This is a genomic window from Delftia sp. WY8 (assembly GCF_018437695.1).
Taxonomy (GTDB): Bacteria; Pseudomonadota; Gammaproteobacteria; order Burkholderiales; family Burkholderiaceae_C; genus Comamonas; species Comamonas tsuruhatensis.
Window position 1 is genome coordinate 5,068,467 of record NZ_CP049795.1, and the last position, 18,279, is coordinate 5,086,745.

At 69.8% G+C, this 18,279-nt stretch carries 10 protein-coding genes; 8 read left to right on the forward strand and 2 right to left on the reverse strand.

The genetic code is table 11. From position 1 onward, the window contains the following. Positions 1–6 precede the first annotated feature (6 nt). Positions 7–1,491: an aminotransferase class V-fold PLP-dependent enzyme gene (locus tag G4D77_RS23310; protein WP_016445808.1), complete on the forward strand. Its 1,485-nt coding sequence runs from the start codon at positions 7–9 to the stop codon at positions 1,489–1,491. Between the two features lie 173 nt (positions 1,492–1,664). Here G4D77_RS23310 and G4D77_RS23315 read toward each other — a convergent pair whose 3' ends face one another. Then, on the reverse strand, positions 1,665–2,426 hold the full coding sequence (locus G4D77_RS23315) for a LytR/AlgR family response regulator transcription factor (protein ID WP_154833664.1): 762 nt from the start codon (positions 2,424–2,426) through the stop codon (positions 1,665–1,667). Then, positions 2,407–3,561: a sensor histidine kinase gene (locus G4D77_RS23320; RefSeq protein WP_016451124.1), complete on the reverse strand. Its 1,155-nt coding sequence runs from the start codon at positions 3,559–3,561 to the stop codon at positions 2,407–2,409. The genes G4D77_RS23315 and G4D77_RS23320 overlap by 20 nt, the downstream gene beginning before the upstream one ends. 191 nt (positions 3,562–3,752) lie before the next feature. Between G4D77_RS23320 and argH the strand changes: the two genes are divergently transcribed. The 7 genes from argH to G4D77_RS23355 all read left to right on the forward strand — a co-directional run bounded on the left by argH (position 3,753) and on the right by G4D77_RS23355 (position 18,254). Next, complete coding sequence (gene argH, locus G4D77_RS23325; RefSeq protein WP_016445811.1) at positions 3,753–5,234, forward strand: argininosuccinate lyase; 1,482 nt, start codon at positions 3,753–3,755, stop codon at positions 5,232–5,234. A gap of 25 nt (positions 5,235–5,259) precedes the next feature. Beyond that, on the forward strand, positions 5,260–6,258 hold the full coding sequence (locus tag G4D77_RS23330) for a Bug family tripartite tricarboxylate transporter substrate binding protein (protein ID WP_016451125.1): 999 nt from the start codon (positions 5,260–5,262) through the stop codon (positions 6,256–6,258). A gap of 450 nt (positions 6,259–6,708) precedes the next feature. Continuing rightward, positions 6,709–12,771 carry an alpha-2-macroglobulin family protein gene (locus tag G4D77_RS23335; RefSeq protein WP_213757744.1) on the forward strand — a complete coding sequence of 2,021 codons (6,063 nt, stop codon included), beginning with the start codon at positions 6,709–6,711 and terminating at the stop codon, positions 12,769–12,771. Positions 12,772–12,860: 89 nt separating this feature from the next. Continuing rightward, entirely contained in the window at positions 12,861–13,388 is a 528-nt protein-coding gene (locus tag G4D77_RS23340) for a DUF2867 domain-containing protein (RefSeq protein WP_154833666.1), read from the forward strand. A gap of 206 nt (positions 13,389–13,594) precedes the next feature. Next, on the forward strand, positions 13,595–15,682 hold the full coding sequence (locus G4D77_RS23345) for a BCCT family transporter (protein ID WP_026062436.1): 2,088 nt from the start codon (positions 13,595–13,597) through the stop codon (positions 15,680–15,682). Positions 15,683–15,777: 95 nt separating this feature from the next. Beyond that, positions 15,778–16,722 (forward strand): helix-turn-helix domain-containing protein, encoded by a 945-nt coding sequence (locus G4D77_RS23350; RefSeq protein ID WP_016445818.1) that lies wholly within the window; start codon positions 15,778–15,780, stop codon positions 16,720–16,722. Between the two features lie 131 nt (positions 16,723–16,853). Next, positions 16,854–18,254 (forward strand): amidase, encoded by a 1,401-nt coding sequence (locus G4D77_RS23355; protein WP_154833667.1) that lies wholly within the window; start codon positions 16,854–16,856, stop codon positions 18,252–18,254. Positions 18,255–18,279 lie beyond the last annotated feature (25 nt).

Sequence of the window (18,279 nt, forward strand, 5' to 3'; positions counted from 1 at the left end):
GACCGCATGAACGCACGACACCCCCAGATCGCGGCCGAGCAGGCCACATCCCTGACCGCCACCGCGGCCGCCGGCGAATCCGGCTATCCCGCGCGCTGGACTTCCAAGCGCCGCGACTTCCTGCGCATGCTGGGCTACGGCACCGGCGCAGCCACGCTGGGCCCACTGCTGGCTGCCTGTGGCAGCGGCAATGCCCAGACCTCGGCCGCTGCGCTGCGCGAGCAGCTCATGCGTGACGAGGCCTTCTGGACCGACGTGCAGAGCATGTTCATCCTCAAGCCCGAGAAGACCTACATGAACATCGGCACGGCGGGCTCCATGCCCAAGCTGGTGCTCGATGTGTTCGATACCGAAAACCGCAAGAAGGCCGCCGACTCGGGCAACGGCTACAGCAACCTGCTGGACCTGCGCAAGCAGGTGGCGCCGGGCTTTGGCGTGGATGCCGACGAGCTGGCCTTCTCGGCCAACACCTCCTCGGGCATGTGCCACGCCATCCTGGGCATCGACTGGCAGCGTGGCGACGTGGTGGTGACCACCAACCACGAGCACGGCGGCGGCGACACGCCGCTGAAGATCGCCCAGGACCGCTACGGCATCGAGGTCTCGCGCATTGCGCTGCCCGTGGGCAACAACCAGACGGCCGCCACCTACGTGAACCTGTTCGACGAGCGCATCCGCGCGCTCAAGGCCCAGGGCAAGCGCGTGCGCGCCATGATGTGGTCCTCTCCCACCTACAAGACCGGCACCATGCTGCCCATTGCCGACCTGATGGGCGTGGTCAAGGCGCACGGCCTGATCAGCATCGTGGACGGCGCCCACCTGCCGGGCATGATGGCCTACAACTATGCGGAGCTGGGCATGGACTTCATGTCGGGCGCGGGCCACAAGTGGCAGTGCGGCCCGGGCTCCACGGGCATCCTCATCATCCGCAACAAGATCCGCGCCTCCAACCCGCTGCCCCTGCCCAAGTGGTACCCGGTGCACACCAGCGCCTACCCGGCGCTGGAGCGCACGACCACGGCCAAGGAGACCTACGACATCGCCGCCTCGGTCACTTCCTGCGGCAGCGTGCACACGCCCATGTTCATGGCGCTGGCCCAGGCCTGCGCGCAGTGGGACAGCATCGGCCGCAAGAAGATCGAGACCTATGACCTGACGCTGTCGTCCTACCTCAAGGAAAAGATCGTCGAGCGCTGGGGCGTGGACTCGCTGTACTCGCCCAAGGACGATCCCAAGCTGCTGTCGGCGCTGACCTGCTTCAACCCGTTCCAGAACAAGGACGACGTGATGAACGGGACCAAGTCCTCAACCTTTGTGGCGCGCATGCTCAGCGACTATCCGCAGGGCTTCGTGATCCGCAACTCCAACTTCCCCGTGATCGGCGCGGCGGCAGACCACTACGGCGTGCGCGTGTCCACGCACCTGTGGCATGACGCGCGGGACATCGATCTGCTGGTGGATGCGATGTGGGATCTGTCTAGAAAAATGTAGCCCCCTGAGGCGCTGCGCGCCTTCCCCCCGAGGGGGACGACACCCTCGCTGCGGGGCGGCGCGGCCGGCATAGGCCCTTGCTCGGTGTCCCTCGCGTTGGGCCATGCTTGTGTTGGGGGCGTGCTTTCTGGCGCAGGGGGCTGTCTTGGGCCGGGCTTCTTGAGCCCTGCGCCTCAGCCGGGCTGTCCTTCGTCGCGGATGGCGGCGCGGACCTGGGGGAGCTGGCGGCGCGAGACCATGAGCAGTTCGGGGATGCCGTGCAGGCGCAGGGCCCAGCCTTCGCCTTCGGTGGGGTCGTCGTGGCGCTCCAGGCTGCGCAGGGCGCTGCGTGCCACGAGGGCGTTGCGGTGCACGCGCAGCAGGTGGTCGGCGTGGCGGGCCTCCAGTTCGGCCAGGGCGCCGTCGAGGATGTAGCTGCGGCCCACGGTGCGCACGGTCACGTATTTCTGTTCGGCCTTGAGGTAGAGCACTTCGGACAGGGGCAGGCGCACGGTGGCGCCCCGGTCCTGTATCAGCAGCACGGGGCCGCCGTCGCGTTCGGCCGTCTGGTGCGCGGCCGTGCGCGCGGCCTTGGCCAGGGCCTGCTGCAGGCGTTCGCGGCGCACGGGCTTGGTCAGGTAGTCGGCAGCATCCAGGTCGAAGGCCTCGACCGCGTGGCCGGCATGGGCGGTGACGAAGACCACGGCAGGCGGCAGCGGCAGGCGGCGCAGCATATGGGCCAGGGCCAGGCCGTCCTGGCCGGGCATGTGGATGTCCAGCAGTGCCAGCTCCACGGGGCGCGGGCCCGGTGCCTGCAGCACGGCCATGGCCTGGCGGGCGTCCGCCGCCTCGCTGACCTGGTGCGGGCCGCTGCCCGTGCATGCCTGCACGTCGGCCAGCAGGGTGCGCAGCCGCGCGCGGGCCAGGGCTTCGTCGTCAACGATCAGGATGTGCATGGTGCTTCTTCTTCGATAAAGCCTTCGTGGGTTGGCTGGCAGGCGGTGCCAGCGGCAGGCTGATGCGCACCACGAAATGCCCGTTGAGCGTGCGCGCCGTGAGGTGGGCCTGCAGGTCGTGCAGCAGCGACAGCCGGGCGCGCACATTGGCCAGCGCAATGCCGTTGCCGCGCGTGCCGGCTGCGCTGGCGGAATCGATCTCGGAGGGCAGGGTGTTGGTGATGCGCACCTCCACCAGATCGCCACGGCGCTCGGTGCGCACCTGCAGCTTGCCGCCGCGTGCGCTGGGCTCCACGCCATGGCGTATGGCGTTTTCCACCAGCGGCTGCAGCAGCAGCGGCGGCAGCAGGGCGCCGTGGGCGGCAGGGTCCAGTTGCCAGCGCACCTGCAGCCGTTCGCCAAAGCGCACCTGCTCGATGGCCAGGTAGCGCTGGGCCAGCTCGATCTCCTCGGCCAGCGTGGTCGTGCTGTGTGGCTCGGCCAGCGCATAGCGGAACAGGTCGCTGAGGTCCTCCAGCAGGGCCTCGGCCTTGGCGGGCTCGGCGCGCACCAGGGCGATGGCGCTGTTGAGCGTGTTGAACAGGAAATGCGGGCGTATGCGCGACTGCAGCTCGGCCAGCCGCGCCTGCGTGTCGGCGGGTGCGTGGCCGCGTGCGCGCAGCACCAGGGCTGCGACCAGCAGGGCTGCCAACAGTCCGCCGGACACGGCGCTGGCCAGCCAGGGGGCGCTGGTGCCGCCGGCCAGGTGCAGCATGGCGCAGGCATACAGCCCGGCCGCCATGCCCAGCAGCACGCCGGCCGCGTACTGGCCGGAGGCGGGCAGCCGCTGCAGCGGGTGCTTGAGCAGGCAGGCGGCCACCAGCCAGACCAGCGTGCCGGGCAGGCAGGCGCCGGTCAGCAGGGCCATGCCCTGCAGCCACTGCAGGGGCGAGTCGGCGCCGAACATCGAGGCCGTTGCCACCACGGCCTGCACAAACAGCACGGCGCGCAGCACCACGCCTACGTTGCAGGCGTCAAAGACCAGCGCCGCGGGCAGGGGCGGGGGGGCAGTGGTGGGGGGCGGCTGGGTCGGCAAGGGGCGGCAGGTAGTGTTTCGGCGGGTGGGGTTCGCGCCGCATGCCCGGATTATGGTCATGCCGGGCGGGCCTGCACAGCGGTCACACCGCCCATGCACACCCATGCACGCCCATGCAGGCCCGTGTAGGCCCCTGCACGGGCGTGGCGCCGCCCAGGTCGATAGAATCTTCGCTTCCTGCCTGCGCCGGGGGGCGATGCCGCCCGCCGCCTGCGCTGCCTGCACAGCCCCATCGAAGATCGCGTCCTCACATGTCTGCCAATCAACCAACGTCCGCCTCGCACAACCAGCTCGATACCAAGGCCCAGGCCTGGTCCGCTCTCTTCGAAGAGCCGATGAGCGATCTGGTCAAGCGCTATACCTCCAGCGTGTTCTTCGACAAGCGCCTGTGGCAGGCCGACATCACGGGCAGCCTGGCGCATGCCGAGATGCTGGCGGCCCAGGGCATCATCGCCGCCGCCGACCATGAAGCCATCCGCAAGGGCATGGCGCAGATCACGCAGGAGATCGAGTCCGGCCAGTTCGAGTGGAAGCTCGACCTGGAAGACGTGCACCTGAACATCGAGGCCCGCCTGACCCAGCTGGTCGGCGACGCCGGCAAGCGCCTGCACACGGGCCGCAGCCGCAACGACCAGGTGGCCACCGACGTGCGCCTGTGGCTGCGCGGCGAGATCGACCTGATCGAAGGACTGCTGGGCGAGCTGCAGCTGTCCCTGGTCGAAGTGGCCGAGAAGAATGTGGACGTGATCCTGCCCGGCTTCACCCACCTGCAGGTGGCCCAGCCCGTGAGCTTTGCCCACCACCTGCTGGCCTATGTGGAAATGTTCAAGCGCGACGCCGAGCGCATGCTGGACCTGCGCCGCCGCGTCAACGTGCTGCCGCTGGGCAGCGCCGCCCTGGCCGGCACCACCTACCCGCTGGACCGCGAGCGCGTGGCCCGCACCCTGGGCATGGAAGGCGTCTGCCAGAACTCGCTGGACGGCGTCAGCGACCGCGACTTCGCCATCGAATTCACCTCGGCCGCCAGCCTGTGCATGGTGCACGTGAGCCGCCTGTCCGAAGAGCTGATCATCTGGATGAGCCAGAACTTCGGCTTCATCCGCATCGCCGACCGCTTCACCACCGGCTCGTCGATCATGCCGCAGAAGAAGAACCCCGACGTGCCCGAGCTGGCACGCGGCAAGACCGGCCGCGTGGTCGGCCACCTGATGGGCCTGATCACCCTGATGAAGGGCCAGCCCCTGGCCTACAACAAGGACAACCAGGAAGACAAGGAGCCGCTGTTCGACACGGTGGACACCCTGAAGGACACGCTGCGCATCTTCGCCGAGATGATCGGCGGCCAGGCCGACCCGGCCACGGGCGGCAAGAAGGGCGGCATCACCGTCAACGCCGAAGCCATGCGCGCCGCCGCACTCAAGGGCTACGCCACCGCCACCGACCTGGCCGACTACCTGGTCAAGAAGGGCCTGCCCTTCCGCGACGCGCACGAGACCGTGGCCCATGCCGTCAAGCTGGCCTCGCAAAAGGGCGTGGACCTGACCGAGCTGCCGCTGGCCGAACTGCAGGCCTTCAATCCCGGCATCGAGGCCGACGTCTTCGAGGCGCTCAGCCTGGAAGGCTCGCTCAATGCGCGCAACACCCTGGGCGGCACGGCGCCGGCCCAGGTGCGCAAGCAGCTGGCAGGCCACCAGGCGCGCTTGAATGCACGCCTGAACGCGCGCCTGGGCTGATCCCCCCGTTCGCCGGAGCCACGCCATGACATCCTCCCGCCGCCAACTGCTGACGGGGGCGCTGCGCGCCGCCGGCGCAGTGACCGCCGTTGCCGCCTCGTCCGCCCTGGCTCCGCTGGCCTGGGCCCAGCCGGGGCAGGCCATTCGCATCCTCGTGGGCTTTCCGCCGGGCGGCGGCACCGATGCCATCGCACGCCTGCTGGCCGACCGTCTCAAGGACGTGCTGGGCACCACGGTGCTGGTGGACAACCGCCCCGGCGCGGGCGGCCAGATCGCGGCGCAGCAGCTCAAGGCGGCTGCGGCCGATGGCCACACGCTGTTCCTCACGCATGACCACACCATCTCCATCCTGCCCCAGGTGGTGAAGAAGCCGGGCTTCGACCCGGCCCATGACTTCGTTCCCGTGGCCGGCTTTGCCACCTTCGTGAACGCGCTGGCGGTCTCCGCCAGCACGCCGGCGCGCAACCTCGCCGAGTATGTGGAGTGGGTGCGCCAGGGCGCAAAGCGCGGCAGCATCGGCATACCCGCGCCCGCGTCCACGCCGGAATTCCTGGTCAGGCTGCTGGGCGAGCACTACAGGCTGGACCTGGTGGCCGCGCCCTACCGGGGCAGCGCGCCCATGCTGGCCGACATGCTGGGCAACCAGATCCCGGCCGGCATCGCCTCGGTGCAGGACTTCATGGAAAACCACAAGGCCGGCAAGCTGCGCGTGATCGGCGTGCTGGGCACGCGCCGCCAGGCCACCATGCCCGAAGTGCCCACGCTGGCCGAGCAGGGCGTCAAGGGCTTCGAGGACACGCCCTACTACGGCATCTACGCGCCGCGCGGCACGCCCCAGGCCTTCATCGACCGCTTCTCCGCCGCCGTGGCCACCGTGCTCAAGCAGCCCGACGTGCACGAGCAGCTCACCGCCCTGGGCCTGACCGTGGGCCACATGCCGCCCGCCCAGTTGGCCGAGCGCGAGCAGGCCTATACCCAGGTCTGGAAACGCATCATCCAGACCAGCGGCTTCCAGCCGCAGTAAGACAGGCGGACTGCGGGGCGACAGCCTCCGCGGCCGGCAGGCGCTGTGAACCGGCAAGCGCTGTGTCTTGGTGCTGCCATCGCCGGGGTTGGCAGCGCGGCGTGTGGCGCGAATCCTTGTGATCAGACATATATGACGCCCTTGTGCGCCGATGTCTTACAGATGGATACACCGCAGACCCGGTTCCGGGCACCCGCAGCAGGGCCTGCAGCGGATGCGGCCCGGTATCATCCCGCGCAGTGGTTTTCAGCCGCAGCGGATGCGGCCCTGCATTCGGCGCATGCGGGCGGCGGGCATCTGCCTCGTTGCAGCCCTTGCCGCCGAGCCCTGCCGCAGCGCAGGGCTTTTCATTTGCAGCCTGTGCACCGTGCACGGCGCGCGCCGCAGCGCTGAAAGCCTGCTCATTCCAAGAAAACACCGGGCCATCTGAGCCCGACAGAAGGGATTGCCATGGGGGTGCTTCGCACGACAGCGATCAAGGGGTTCCAGAGTCCGCCGGCGCACGGCCGGCCCTGGAGCCGGTGGGGGTTGGGGCTGCTGCTGGGATCGGTGGCGCTGACGGCGCAGGCCGTGGGCGTGCGCCAGTTCAGCCCGCAGGGAGAGGTGGCCAAGGTCGAGCAGGTGGTGGTGCAGTTCGATGGCACGGCCGTGCGCTTTGGCGACCCCAAGGCGGCCGCGCCGGTCACGCTCAGCTGCAGCGATGCGGCGGCCACTCAGGGCACGGGCCGCTGGAACAGCGACCGCGAATGGGTGTTCGACTTCAAGCAGGCCCTGCCGCCCGGCGTGCGCTGCACGGCCCAGCTCGTGGCCGGCTACAAGTCGCCTGCGGGCACGGCCGTGACGGGCGCTGCCAGCTACCAGTTCCAGACCGGCGGCCCGGCCGTGCTGGACATGGCACCCGACACCTATGAACAGATCGACGAGGAGCAGTACTTCGCGCTGCGCCTGTCGGGCCCGGCCACCGTGCAAAGCCTGCAGCAGCACATGTGGTGCACGGCCGAAGGCGTGGGCGAGCGCATTCCCGTGCGCCTGATCGAAGGCAAGGAGCGCGACGAGCTGCTCAAGCACCGCGGCTGGGACAAGGCCGCTGCCAAGAACCCGCTGCAGTACGCCACGCTGGCCTGCAACCGCCGCCTGACGGCGGGCACGACCATGAAGCTGGTCTTCGGCGCCGGCATTGCCACGCCCAACGGCGTGGCCAGCCGCCAGGACAAGCGCTTCGAGTACCGCGTGCGCGAGCCCTTCGCCGCCGAGTTCAGCTGCGAGCGCGAGAACGCCCAGGCCGCCTGCCTGCCGATCCGTCCCATGCGCCTGCGCTTCAATGCCCCCGTGCCGCGCAAGCTGGCCGAGGGCATTCGCCTGAGCAGCGGCGCCTCCAAGGTGGCGCCCGTGATCGACAGCGAATACGGCGAAAAGCTCAGCGAGGATTCGCTGGTGCAGAACCTGAGCTTCCCGGCCACCATGCAGGCCCAGGCGCGCTACACGGTGGAGCTGCCTCCGCAGTTCAAGGACGCGGCAGGCCGCAGCCTGAGCAATGCCGACATGTTCCCGCTGCAGGTGGCCACGGGCGCGCTGCCGCCGCTGGCCAAGTTCGCGGCCTCGCCCTTCGGCATCGTCGAGCGCTATGCCGAAGGCCCGGACGGCCCGGCCCTGCTGCCCGTGACGCTGCGCAATGTGGAGTCCGAGCTGGCCACCAGGTCCCTGGATGCCAGCCGCGTGAGCACCAAGCAGCCCGGCAGCGATGCCGAGATCATCGCCTGGATGCGCCGCGTGGCCGACTACGAGTCCTCCGACATGGACCGCAAGCGCGCCTCGCGCGACATCAAGGGCCCGCTGCCGCCCGTGATCGACAACGAAAACCGTGACTATGTGCAGACGCGCATGCTGTCGCTGCTGGCCGGCCAGGGCGACGTCAAGACGCTGGAGCTGCCCAAGCCCGTCAAGGGCGATCCGCGCCCCTTCGAGGTGGTGGGCATTCCGCTCACGCCGGGCTTTCACGTGGTCGAGATCGCCTCGCCGCTGCTGGGGCAGTCGCTGCTCGATGAGCGCTACGGCTCGGCGCGCAGCATGTATGTGCGCACCTCGGCCCTGGTGACCAACCTGTCCGTGCACTTCAAGCTCGGCCGCGAGAACGCGGCCGCCTGGGTCACCACGCTGGACAAGGGCCAGGCCGTGGCCAATGCCAGGGTCCAGGTCTCCGACTGCAATGGCAAGGTGCTGACCTCGGCCACCACCGATGCCAGCGGCGTGGCGCGCCTGGACGGCCTGTCGCCCGAGCCGCCCCAGTGCACGGGCGGTGTCGGCTACCGCTCGCCGGCCTACTTCGTCAGCGCACGCGCCCAGGGCAAGGACGGCCAGCAGGAGCTGGCCTTCACCTGGAGCGACTGGCAGCGCGGCATCGAGTCCTGGCGCTTCAACGTGCCCACCAGCCGCAGCGCCCAGCGCGACGAGGTGGCCCACACCATCTTCGACCGCACGCTGCTGCGCGCCGGCGAGACCGTGTCCATGAAGCACCTGATGCGCACCCAGACCGGCATCGGCCAGGGGCAGGGCGGCTTTGCGCTGCCCGAGCAGCGGCCCACGCAACTGGTCATCACCCATGAAGGCAGCGGCCAGCAGTACACGCAGCCGCTGCAGTGGCGTTCCACGGGCACGGGCGGCCTGAGTGCGGAAAACAGCTTCTCCGTGCCCAAGGGCGCCAAGCTGGGTTCGTACTCCGTGGAGCTGCGCGGCGAGGGCAACGGCTCGCGCGGGCGCAACAACCGCTTCGGCACGGGCAGCTTCCGTGTCGAGGAATTCCGCCTGCCCGTGCTCGAAGGCCGTGTGGGACCCGAAGGCAAGCAGGCCCTGGTCGGCGTCTCCAGCCTGCCGGTGCAGGTGCAGGTGAACTACGTCTCCGGCGGCCCGGCCGCCAACCTGCCGGTGCGCGTGTCCGCCCTGGTGCGCTCCACCTGGATGGACCGCAGCGACTGGCAGGGCTTCAGCTTCTCGGCACCGCGCAGCGCCCAGGACACGGGCCAGAGCGATGACGAGGAGGCCACGGCCTCCCAGGACAGCAAGGTGGTGGCCGACAAGCTGCCCGTGACGCTGGACCGTGAAGGACTGGGCAAGCTCAAGATCGAGAACCTGCCCAAGCTGCGCGAGCCGCGCGAGCTGCTGATCGAGGCCACCTATGCCGACCCCAATGGCGAGGTGCAGACCCTGCGCAGCACGCAGATGCTGTGGCCCGCGGCCATCGTGGCCGGCGTGCGCGCCGAAAGCTGGATCACCACGGGCCGCAAGCTCCAGTTCCAGGCGCTGGCCCTGGGCGTGGACGGCAAGCCCCAGGCCGGCGTGCCGGTCAAGGTGGAGGCCATCTCCCGCGTCACCACCAGCAGCCGCAAGCGCCTGGTGGGGGGCTTTTACAGCTACGACAACCAGACCGCGCTCCAATCCATGGGCACGGTGTGCACGGGCAACAGCGATGCCCAAGGCATGGTGCAGTGCGAGGCCCAGCTGTCGCAGCCCGGCGAGGTCGAGCTGATCGTCACCGCCTCCGACAAGGACGGCCGGCCCGCCCAGGCCGCCTCCAGCGTCTGGGTCACGCGCCAGGGCGAGCTGTGGTTCGGCGGCGAGGACCATGACCGCATGGACGTGCTGCCCGAAAAGCGCAGCTACGAGCCCGGCGAGACCGCGCGCTTCCAGGTGCGCATGCCCTTCCGCTATGCGACGGCCCTGGTCGCCGTGGAGCGCGAAGGCATCGTCAGCACCCAGGTCATGCAGCTCAATGGCCAGAACCCCACCGTGGAGCTGAAGGTCCAGCCCGACTGGGGGCCCAACGTCTACGTGAGCGTGCTGGCCCTGCGCGGGCGGCTGCGCGAGGTGCCCTGGTACAGCTTCTTCACCTGGGGCTTCAAGGCGCCGCGCGAGTGGTGGAATGCCTTCTGGCACGAGGGCAAGGAATACATCGCGCCCACGGCCCTGGTCGATCTGTCCAAGCCCGCCTACCGCCTGGGCATGGCCGAGATCCGCGTGGGCACCAAGGCCCACCGCATCGACGTCAAGGTCACGGCCGACCAGGCCAGCTACCAGGTGCGCGGCACCGCCAAGGTCACCATCAGCGCCACGCTGCCCGACGGCAAGCCCGCCGCTGGCGCCGAGGTGGCGCTGGCGGTCGTGGACCAGGCCCTGCTGGAGCTCATGCCCAACACCAGCTGGCAGCTGGCCGACGCCATGCTGCGCCGCCGCGAGTGGGGCGTGCAGACCTCGACCGCGCAGATGGAGGTGATCGGCAGGCGCCACTACGGCCGCAAGGCCGTGGCCGCTGGCGGCGGCGGTGGCCGCAGCCAGACGCGCCAGCTGTTCGAGACGCTGCTGCTGTGGAATCCGAGCGTGGTGCTCGATGCCCAGGGCAAGGCCCAGGTCAGCGTGCCGCTCAACGACTCGCTGACCACCTTCCAGGTGGTGGCGGTGGCCGACCATGGCGTGTCGATGTTCGGCACGGGCCAGGCGCCCATCCGCACGGCCCAGGACCTGCAGATCATCAGCGGCCTGCCGCCGCTGGTGCGCGAGGAGGACCAGTTCCGTGCCATGGTCACGCTGCGCAACACCTCGGCCAAGGCCATGAAGGTGCAGGTCACGCCGCGCGCCACGCTGCTGGAGCTGGCAGCGCAGACCGTGGAGATTCCCGCGGGCGAGGCGCGCGAGGTGGGCTGGAACGTCACCGCCCCGGCCCAGCTGGGCCAGACCCGCGCCGAGTCGCTGATCTGGGAGATCGAGGCCCGCGACACTGCGGGTGGCGACAAGCCCGCCAGCGACAGGCTGAAAGTCAGCCAGCGCATCATCCCGGCCGTGCCGCTGACGGTGCAGCAGGGCACGCTGATGCAGGTCGATGGCAACATCAACCTGCCCGTGCAGCTGCCGGCCGACGCGCTGGCCGGCCGCGGCGGCCTGCGCATGTCGCTGGCGCCCAAGCTGGCCGAAGGCCTGCCGGGCGTGCGCGACTGGTGGGCGCGGTATCCCTACAGCTGCCTGGAGCAGGTCACCAGCAAGGCCGTGGGCATGAGTGACGCCACGCTGTGGCAGTCCACCATGGGCCAGCTGCCCAGCTACCTGGACAGCGACGGCCTGGCCAGCTACTTCCCGCTGGCCGGCGACGGCTCGGGCCGTGCGGCCCGCGGCAGCGATACGCTGACGGCCCACCTGCTCAACCTCTCGGCACTGGCGCAGGGCGTGGACAAGCGCTTCGTGCTGCCGGCGGCCGAGCGCGAGCGCATGGAAAACGGCCTGATCGCCTTCGTCGAAGGCCGCATCCAGCGCAGCTTCTGGAGCCCGCGCAAGGACCTGGACATGCGCAAGCTGGCCGCCATCCAGGCGCTGGCGCTGACGGGCCGCGCCAATCCGCGCATGCTCGACAGCATCACCATCGCGCCCAACGACTGGCCCACGCATGCCGTCATCGACTGGGTGGCCCTGCTCAAGCACATGCGCGAGCTGCCCCAGCGCGAACAGCAGCTGGCCCAGGCCCAGCAGATCCTGCGCGCCCGCCTGAGCTACCAGGGCACGCGCGTGGCCTTCAGCAACGAGCAGGACGACCAGTGGTGGTGGCTGATGCAGGGCCCCGAGGTCAACCTGGCCCGCCTGATGCTGGTCAACATGGACGACCCGACGTGGAAGGAAGAGCTGCCGCGCCTGGCCAACGGCTTCATCTCGCGCCAGAGCAACGGTGCCTGGGGCACGACCACGGCCAACCTGTGGGGAGCGCTGGCACTGCAGCGCTTCTCGCAGCAGTTCGAGGCCACGCCCGTGACGGGCGCCACCCAGGCGGCTTTGGGCGCGTCCCAGGCCCGCGTGGAGTGGAGCCAGGTCACGCGCATGCGCGCCAGCGACAGCGAGGGCGCGGCGCACCAGGCGTCCAGCTTCGGCGCGACCACGGTGGTCGGCGGCCTGCGCAACAACACCATGTTCCTGCCCTGGAGCGCGGTGGGTGATGCCCGCAAGGGCCAGCTGACGGTGACCCAGCAGGGCACCGGCAAGCCCTGGCTCACGCTGCAGTCCGTGGCGGCCGTGCAGCTCAAGGCGCCGTTCAGCGCCGGCTACACCGTCACGCGCACGGTCAAGCCCGTGGAGCAGGCCGACAAGAGCCTGCCCGCAGGCCAGTACTCGCGCGGCGACGTGCTGCGCGTCACGCTGGAGGTGCAGGCCCGCACCGACATGACCTGGGTGGCCATCACCGACCCCGTGCCCACGGGCGCCACCATCCTGGGCGGCGGCCTGGGGCGCGACTCGGAGATCGCCTCGGGCGGCGAGCGCGCAGAAGGCGCGGGCTGGCTGGCCTATGAGGAGCGCAGCTTCGAGGCCTACCGCGCCTACTACCAGTACCTGCCCAAGGGCAATACGCGCGTGGAGTACACCGTGCGGCTGAACAATGCCGGCGACTTCGCGCTGCCGCCCACGCGGGTGGAGGCACTGTATGCGCCCGAGATGTTCGGCGAGGCTCCCAACGCCCGCATCAAGGTGGGCGACAAGCGCTGATGCAGCGTTGATGGCGCCCTGACAAGGGGGCGGCCCTGCGGCCTATGATGGCTGCAGGACCGCCCCCTTTTTTCATCACCCTCCGCTCCATGGCACAAGTCATCCTCTCCCCGGTTCCCGCGGGCAGCGCCCTGCAGGACCGCCTCAAGACCGCCTATTTCCACGACAGCTACCAGCTGCAATTGCCGGACGACGGCAGCAGCCCCATGGCGCTGTACCTGCGCTGCGTGGGCCGCACGCCGGGCTGGATCGACTTTCTGATGCGCCTGCGCAACCGCGTGGTGGCGCCCTTCGGCATCAAGGACCTGGGCACGCTCAGCGGCGTCGATGCGCAGCGCCAGCCATCGAGCTACCGCGTGGGCGACCGCGCCGGCATCTTCCGTGTCCATGCCCTGAGCGACAGCGAAGTGGTGCTGGGCGACAGCGACAGGCACCTGGACGTGCAGGTCTCCCTCATGCGGCTGCCCGGCCCCGAGGGCACGCCGTCCGCCACCTTCACCGCCGCCATGTCCACCGTGGTCCATGTGCACAATGCCTTGGGCCGTATCTACATGCTGGGCGTGGCGCCGGCCCACCGCGTCATCGCCCCGGCCGTGGTGGCCAGGCTGGCCGGCTGACCTGGCCTGAAGGCATCACGTCAGCAAAACGGAAGCCTTCAGGGCCTGCGTCCGACGCGGGCAGACGCGAAGAGTCACGATACTTGCGGCCTTTGCCCGGCGGACATACCCCGAGCAGGGAACGCGGCCCGCCCCACAAGGGCAAGGCCGCCACCATTGCGAATCGGTTCCCGGGCACACCATTGATCACAAGAGAGAGAGGGTCTATGCCAGACATGAACACCGATCCCCGCACGGCGCCACCGGCGGCTCCGCCACCGGATGCGCCGCAGGCGGCCACGCCATCGCCTGCAGAGCCTGCACCGCGCATCACGTTCTCGGGCCCCGTCGTCATTCCTTCCCTGCTGGTGCTGGGCCTGCTGCTGCTGTACTGCGGCTTCATGCCCGACAGCGCCGACCGGCTGTTCTCCAGCGCCCAGGCCTGGGTGGTGGGGCACATGGACTGGTTCTATGCCGTCTCGGTCACGCTGTTCCTGGTCTTTCTGATCTTCGTCGCGTCCAGCCGTTTCGGTGATATCCGCCTGGGTCCCGATGATGCGGAGCCCGAGTTCAGCTTCATCTCCTGGACCGCCATGCTGTTCGCCGCCGGCATGGGCATCGGCCTGATGTACTTCGGCGTGGGCGAGCCGCTGCAGCATTTCCTCAAGCCGCCCACGGCCGTGCCTTCCACGCCGGCCGCCGCGCGCGAGGCCCTGCAGTCCACCTTCTTCCACTGGGGCTTCCATGCCTGGGCCGTCTACGGGACCATGGGCCTGGTGCTGGCCTACTTCGGCTTTCGCTACAACCTGCCGCTGACCATGCGCTCGGGCCTGTACCCGCTGCTGGGCAAGCGCATCAACGGCCCCATCGGCCACAGCGTGGATGCCTTCGCGCTGGTGGGCACCATCGCGGGTATCGCCACCACGCTGGGCTACGGCGCGCTGCAGCTGGCCGCCGGCCTGCACACCCTCACGGGCTGGGACACCTCTGCGGCGGCTTTCCGCATCGCGGTCATCGTCATCGTGGTCTGCCTGGCCGGGCTGTCGGCCGTCTCGGGCCTGGACAAAGGGGTGCGGCGCCTGAGCGAGTTCAACCTCATGCTGGCCTTCATCCTGCTGGCCTTCGTCATCGTCGCCGGGCCCACGGTCTTCCTGTTCGAGGCGCTGAGCGAGAACATCGGCAACTACGTGTCTGGCCTGGTGCAGCTGTCGTTCCGCACCTTTGCCTACGAGCCGCCCAGCCAGGAAGGCTGGTTCGGCGGCTGGACCATCCTCTACTGGGCCTGGTGGATCTCCTGGTCGCCCTTCGTGGGCATGTTCATCGCGCGCATCTCGCGCGGGCGCACCATCCGCCAGTTCGTGACCGGCGTGCTGCTGGTGCCCACGGCCTTCAACCTGCTGTGGATGACGGCCTTCGGCAACAGCGCCATCTGGATAGACACCCACGTGGCCATGGGCGCGTTGGGGCAGACGGCCTCGAACGTGGATGCGCTGCTGTTCCGCTTCTTCGAGTACCTGCCCTGGTTCAAGCCCGTGGCCTGGCTCACCATCGTGCTCATCGCGGTGTTCTTCGTCACCTCGGCGGACTCCGGGGCCTTCGTGGTGGACAACATCGCATCGCGCGGCCATGCGCGTTCGCCGGTCTGGCAGCGGCTGTTCTGGGCTGCCGTGCTGGGCGCGACGGCCATGGTGCTGATGCTGGCCGGCGGCCTCAAGGCGCTGCAGGCCATGACCCTGGTGGCGGCCCTGCCGGTGGCCGTCATCATGCTGGCGCTGTGCTACGGGCTGTGGCGCGGCCTGCTGGCCGACCGCGCGCACTTCTCGCCCGACCTGGCTCCGGCCACCAGCTTCTGGAGCGGCCAGCACTGGCGCAAGCGCCTGGAGCAGATCGTGCACCAGCCCTCGCGCGCCGATGTGCGCAGGTTCCTGGCCGGCGTGGTGCTGCCCGCCATGAACGAGGTGGCAGCCGAAATGCACAAGCGCGGCGTCGAGGCGGTGGTCACCGAGGACCTGGACGGCGAGGGCGCCGTGCGCCTGACCGTGCCCGATCCCTCGCTGCGCGACTTCGTCTACGGCGTGCGCGCCACGCGCCGCACGGTGCCCACCTTCCTGGTGAGCGAGGCGGCCAACGAGCAGGAGCGCCGCCATGTCTACGAGCCCATCACGTTCTTCGAGGACGGACGCCTGGGCCACGACATCCAGTACCTGCGCAGCGAGGAAGTCATCGCCGACATCCTGCGCCACTACGAGCGCTACCTGTCGCTGAGCGCCGACCAGCGCACGCATCTGCTGAACCGGGCGCCGGGCCACAGCTGAGCCGTGCTTGGCAGCGCCGCCGTCGCGGCACCCCGGGCCTTTGGGTAAACACCGGGGTGCCAGCCGGCGGCAGCCTGCGGATACTGGGCGCTGCCATGCAGCTCGAATACTCTACCCATTCGCAGGAGCCACGCCATCGTTTCGACTACTGGCACGAGGTGGTCTGCCGCCACTGCATCCCGGCCGACAGCCACCGCGCGCAGGGGGATGGTGCAGGTCCCGGCGGCTTCGGGGCCACGCTGTCCGTGCGGTCCCTGGGACTGCTGGAGATCAGTGCCATGTCGGCGCCCAGCCACCGCTGGGTGCGCAACGCAGCCCACCTGCGCCTGCATGCCCGCGACGAGCTGTGGCTGGGCTATCTGCTCCAGGGCCAGGCCGAGGTGCGCCAGGGCGGGCAAGTGGCCCGGCTGAGTGCGGGCAATCTGGTGCTTTATGACGCTGCGCAGCCCTTCGAATTCTCGGTGGCGCCCCGCGATATCCTGCTGATGCGCATTCCGCGCAGCGAATTGTTGAATCGCTTTGCCCGTGCACCCTTGCACGCGGGACGGGCGCTGCATGGCCATGCCCCGGCCGTGGCGCCGCTGCGGGCCATGCTCGGCGAGGCCATGGCCATGCCGCCTGCGCCGCACGGTGATGCCTTGGCGCAGCGCTTTGGCATGGCGCTGCTCGACGTGCTGGCCCTGGCGCTGGAGATGCAGGAAATGGCCGTGCAGCCCCGCGCGGAAAGGGACCTGCATGGCCGCATCCAGGCGTTCATCCAGGACAACCTGGGCTCGCCCGAGCTGTCGCTGCAATGGCTGGCGCAGCAGCACAACGTCTCGCCCCGTACCGTGACGCGGGCCTTTGCGCGGCACAACCAGACGCCCATGGGCCTGGTATGGCAGCTGCGGTTGCAGGCCAGCCGCCAGGCCCTGATGCAGGGGCGCTGCTCCAGCGTGACCGAGGCGGCCTTCGCGCATGGGTTCTCCGATGCGGCGCACTTCAGCCGAGCCTTTCGCAAGGCGTTCGGCTGCACGCCCCGCAGCCTGCTGGCCGCCTGAGCAAGGTCGCTGACCCTCACGAACAAGCGTCGGCGCCGCCGGCTCCCTAGCATGGGCCTGCCGTGCGTCCCGTGCGGCTTTTCCAGTGCAACAACGGTGGCGCCCCGGAGCCGGGCGCCGGGAGACATGCCATGAACGACAGCGAACTGCACCATCTCGAACTGCTGGAGGTGGGGCGCGAGATCCAGTCCCGCCGCATTTCGTCGGAAGAGGTGACCCGCCACATGCTGGCGCGCATCGAGGCCGTGGACGCGCGGCTGCACAGCTACGTGACGGTGATGGCGCAGCAGGCGATGGAGGACGCCCGCCGCGCCGACGCCGAGATCGCGCAGGGCCGCCGCCGCGGTGCGCTGCACGGCGTGCCGCTGGCGCTCAAGGACCTGCTGTGGACCCGGGGCGTCCCCACCACGCATGGAATGACGCTGCACCGCGACCATCGCCCCACGGAAGATGCCACCGTGGTGCGCAGGCTGCGCGAGGCCGGCGCCGTCATCCTGGGCAAGCTGCAGCAGACCGAAGGCGCCTTCGCCGACCACCATCCCGAGATCACTGCCCCCGTCAACCCCTGGAGCGCCCAGCTATGGCCCGGGGCCTCGTCCAGCGGCTCGGGCGTGGCCACGGCGGCGGGGCTGTGCTTCGGATCGCTGGGCACGGACACCGGGGGCTCCATCCGCTTTCCATCGGCCGCCAACGGCATCACGGGGCTCAAGCCCACCTGGGGCAGGGTGAGCCGCCACGGCGCCTTCGAACTGGCCGCGTCCCTGGACCACATAGGCCCGATGGCGCGCAGTGCTGCCGATGCCGCAGCCATGCTCGCGGCCATCGCCGGGGCGGACCCGCTGGACCCTACGGCCAGCCAGTGCAGCGTGCCCGACTATCTGGCCATGATGACGCGCGGATTCTCCGGCCTGCGCCTGGGCATGGACCGGCAATGGGCACTGGACGGCGTGGATGCCCCCTCCCGCCAGGCGGTGGAGCAGGCCCTGGCGGTGGCGCAGCGCCTGGGGGCCAGCGTGCAGGAGGTCCGCTTTCCCGATGCCACCCAGGCGGTGGAGGACTGGCCGGCGCTGTGCGCGGTGGAGACCGCCGTGGCGCACGGCGCCACGTTCCCTGCACGGCGCGAGGCCTATGGCCCCGGGCTCGCCGGGTTGATCGACCTGGGGCTGGGCCTGTCCGCCACCGACTACCAGCGGCTGCTGCTGCGCCGCGCGGACTTCACGGGCCGGGTGCGTGCACTCTTCGCGCAGGTGGATCTGCTGCTGGTCCCCGCCACGGCCTTTGCGGCCCCCACGCTGCAACGCATGGCGCATTTCGGCTCCGATGCCGAGCTGTTCTCGGGCATGCTGCGCTACACCTGCCCGTTCGACCTCACGGGCAGCCCCACGATCACGCTGCCCGGCGGACGCACTTCTGAGGGCGCGCCCGTGGCCTTCCAGTTCGTGGCCCCCGACTTCCGCGAAGACCTGCTGGTGCGCGCGGGCTGGGCGTTCCAGCAGGCCACGGACTGGCACAGACAGCACCCTGCTGCCTGAGCTGCCTGAGCCGCCAGGCCGGTGG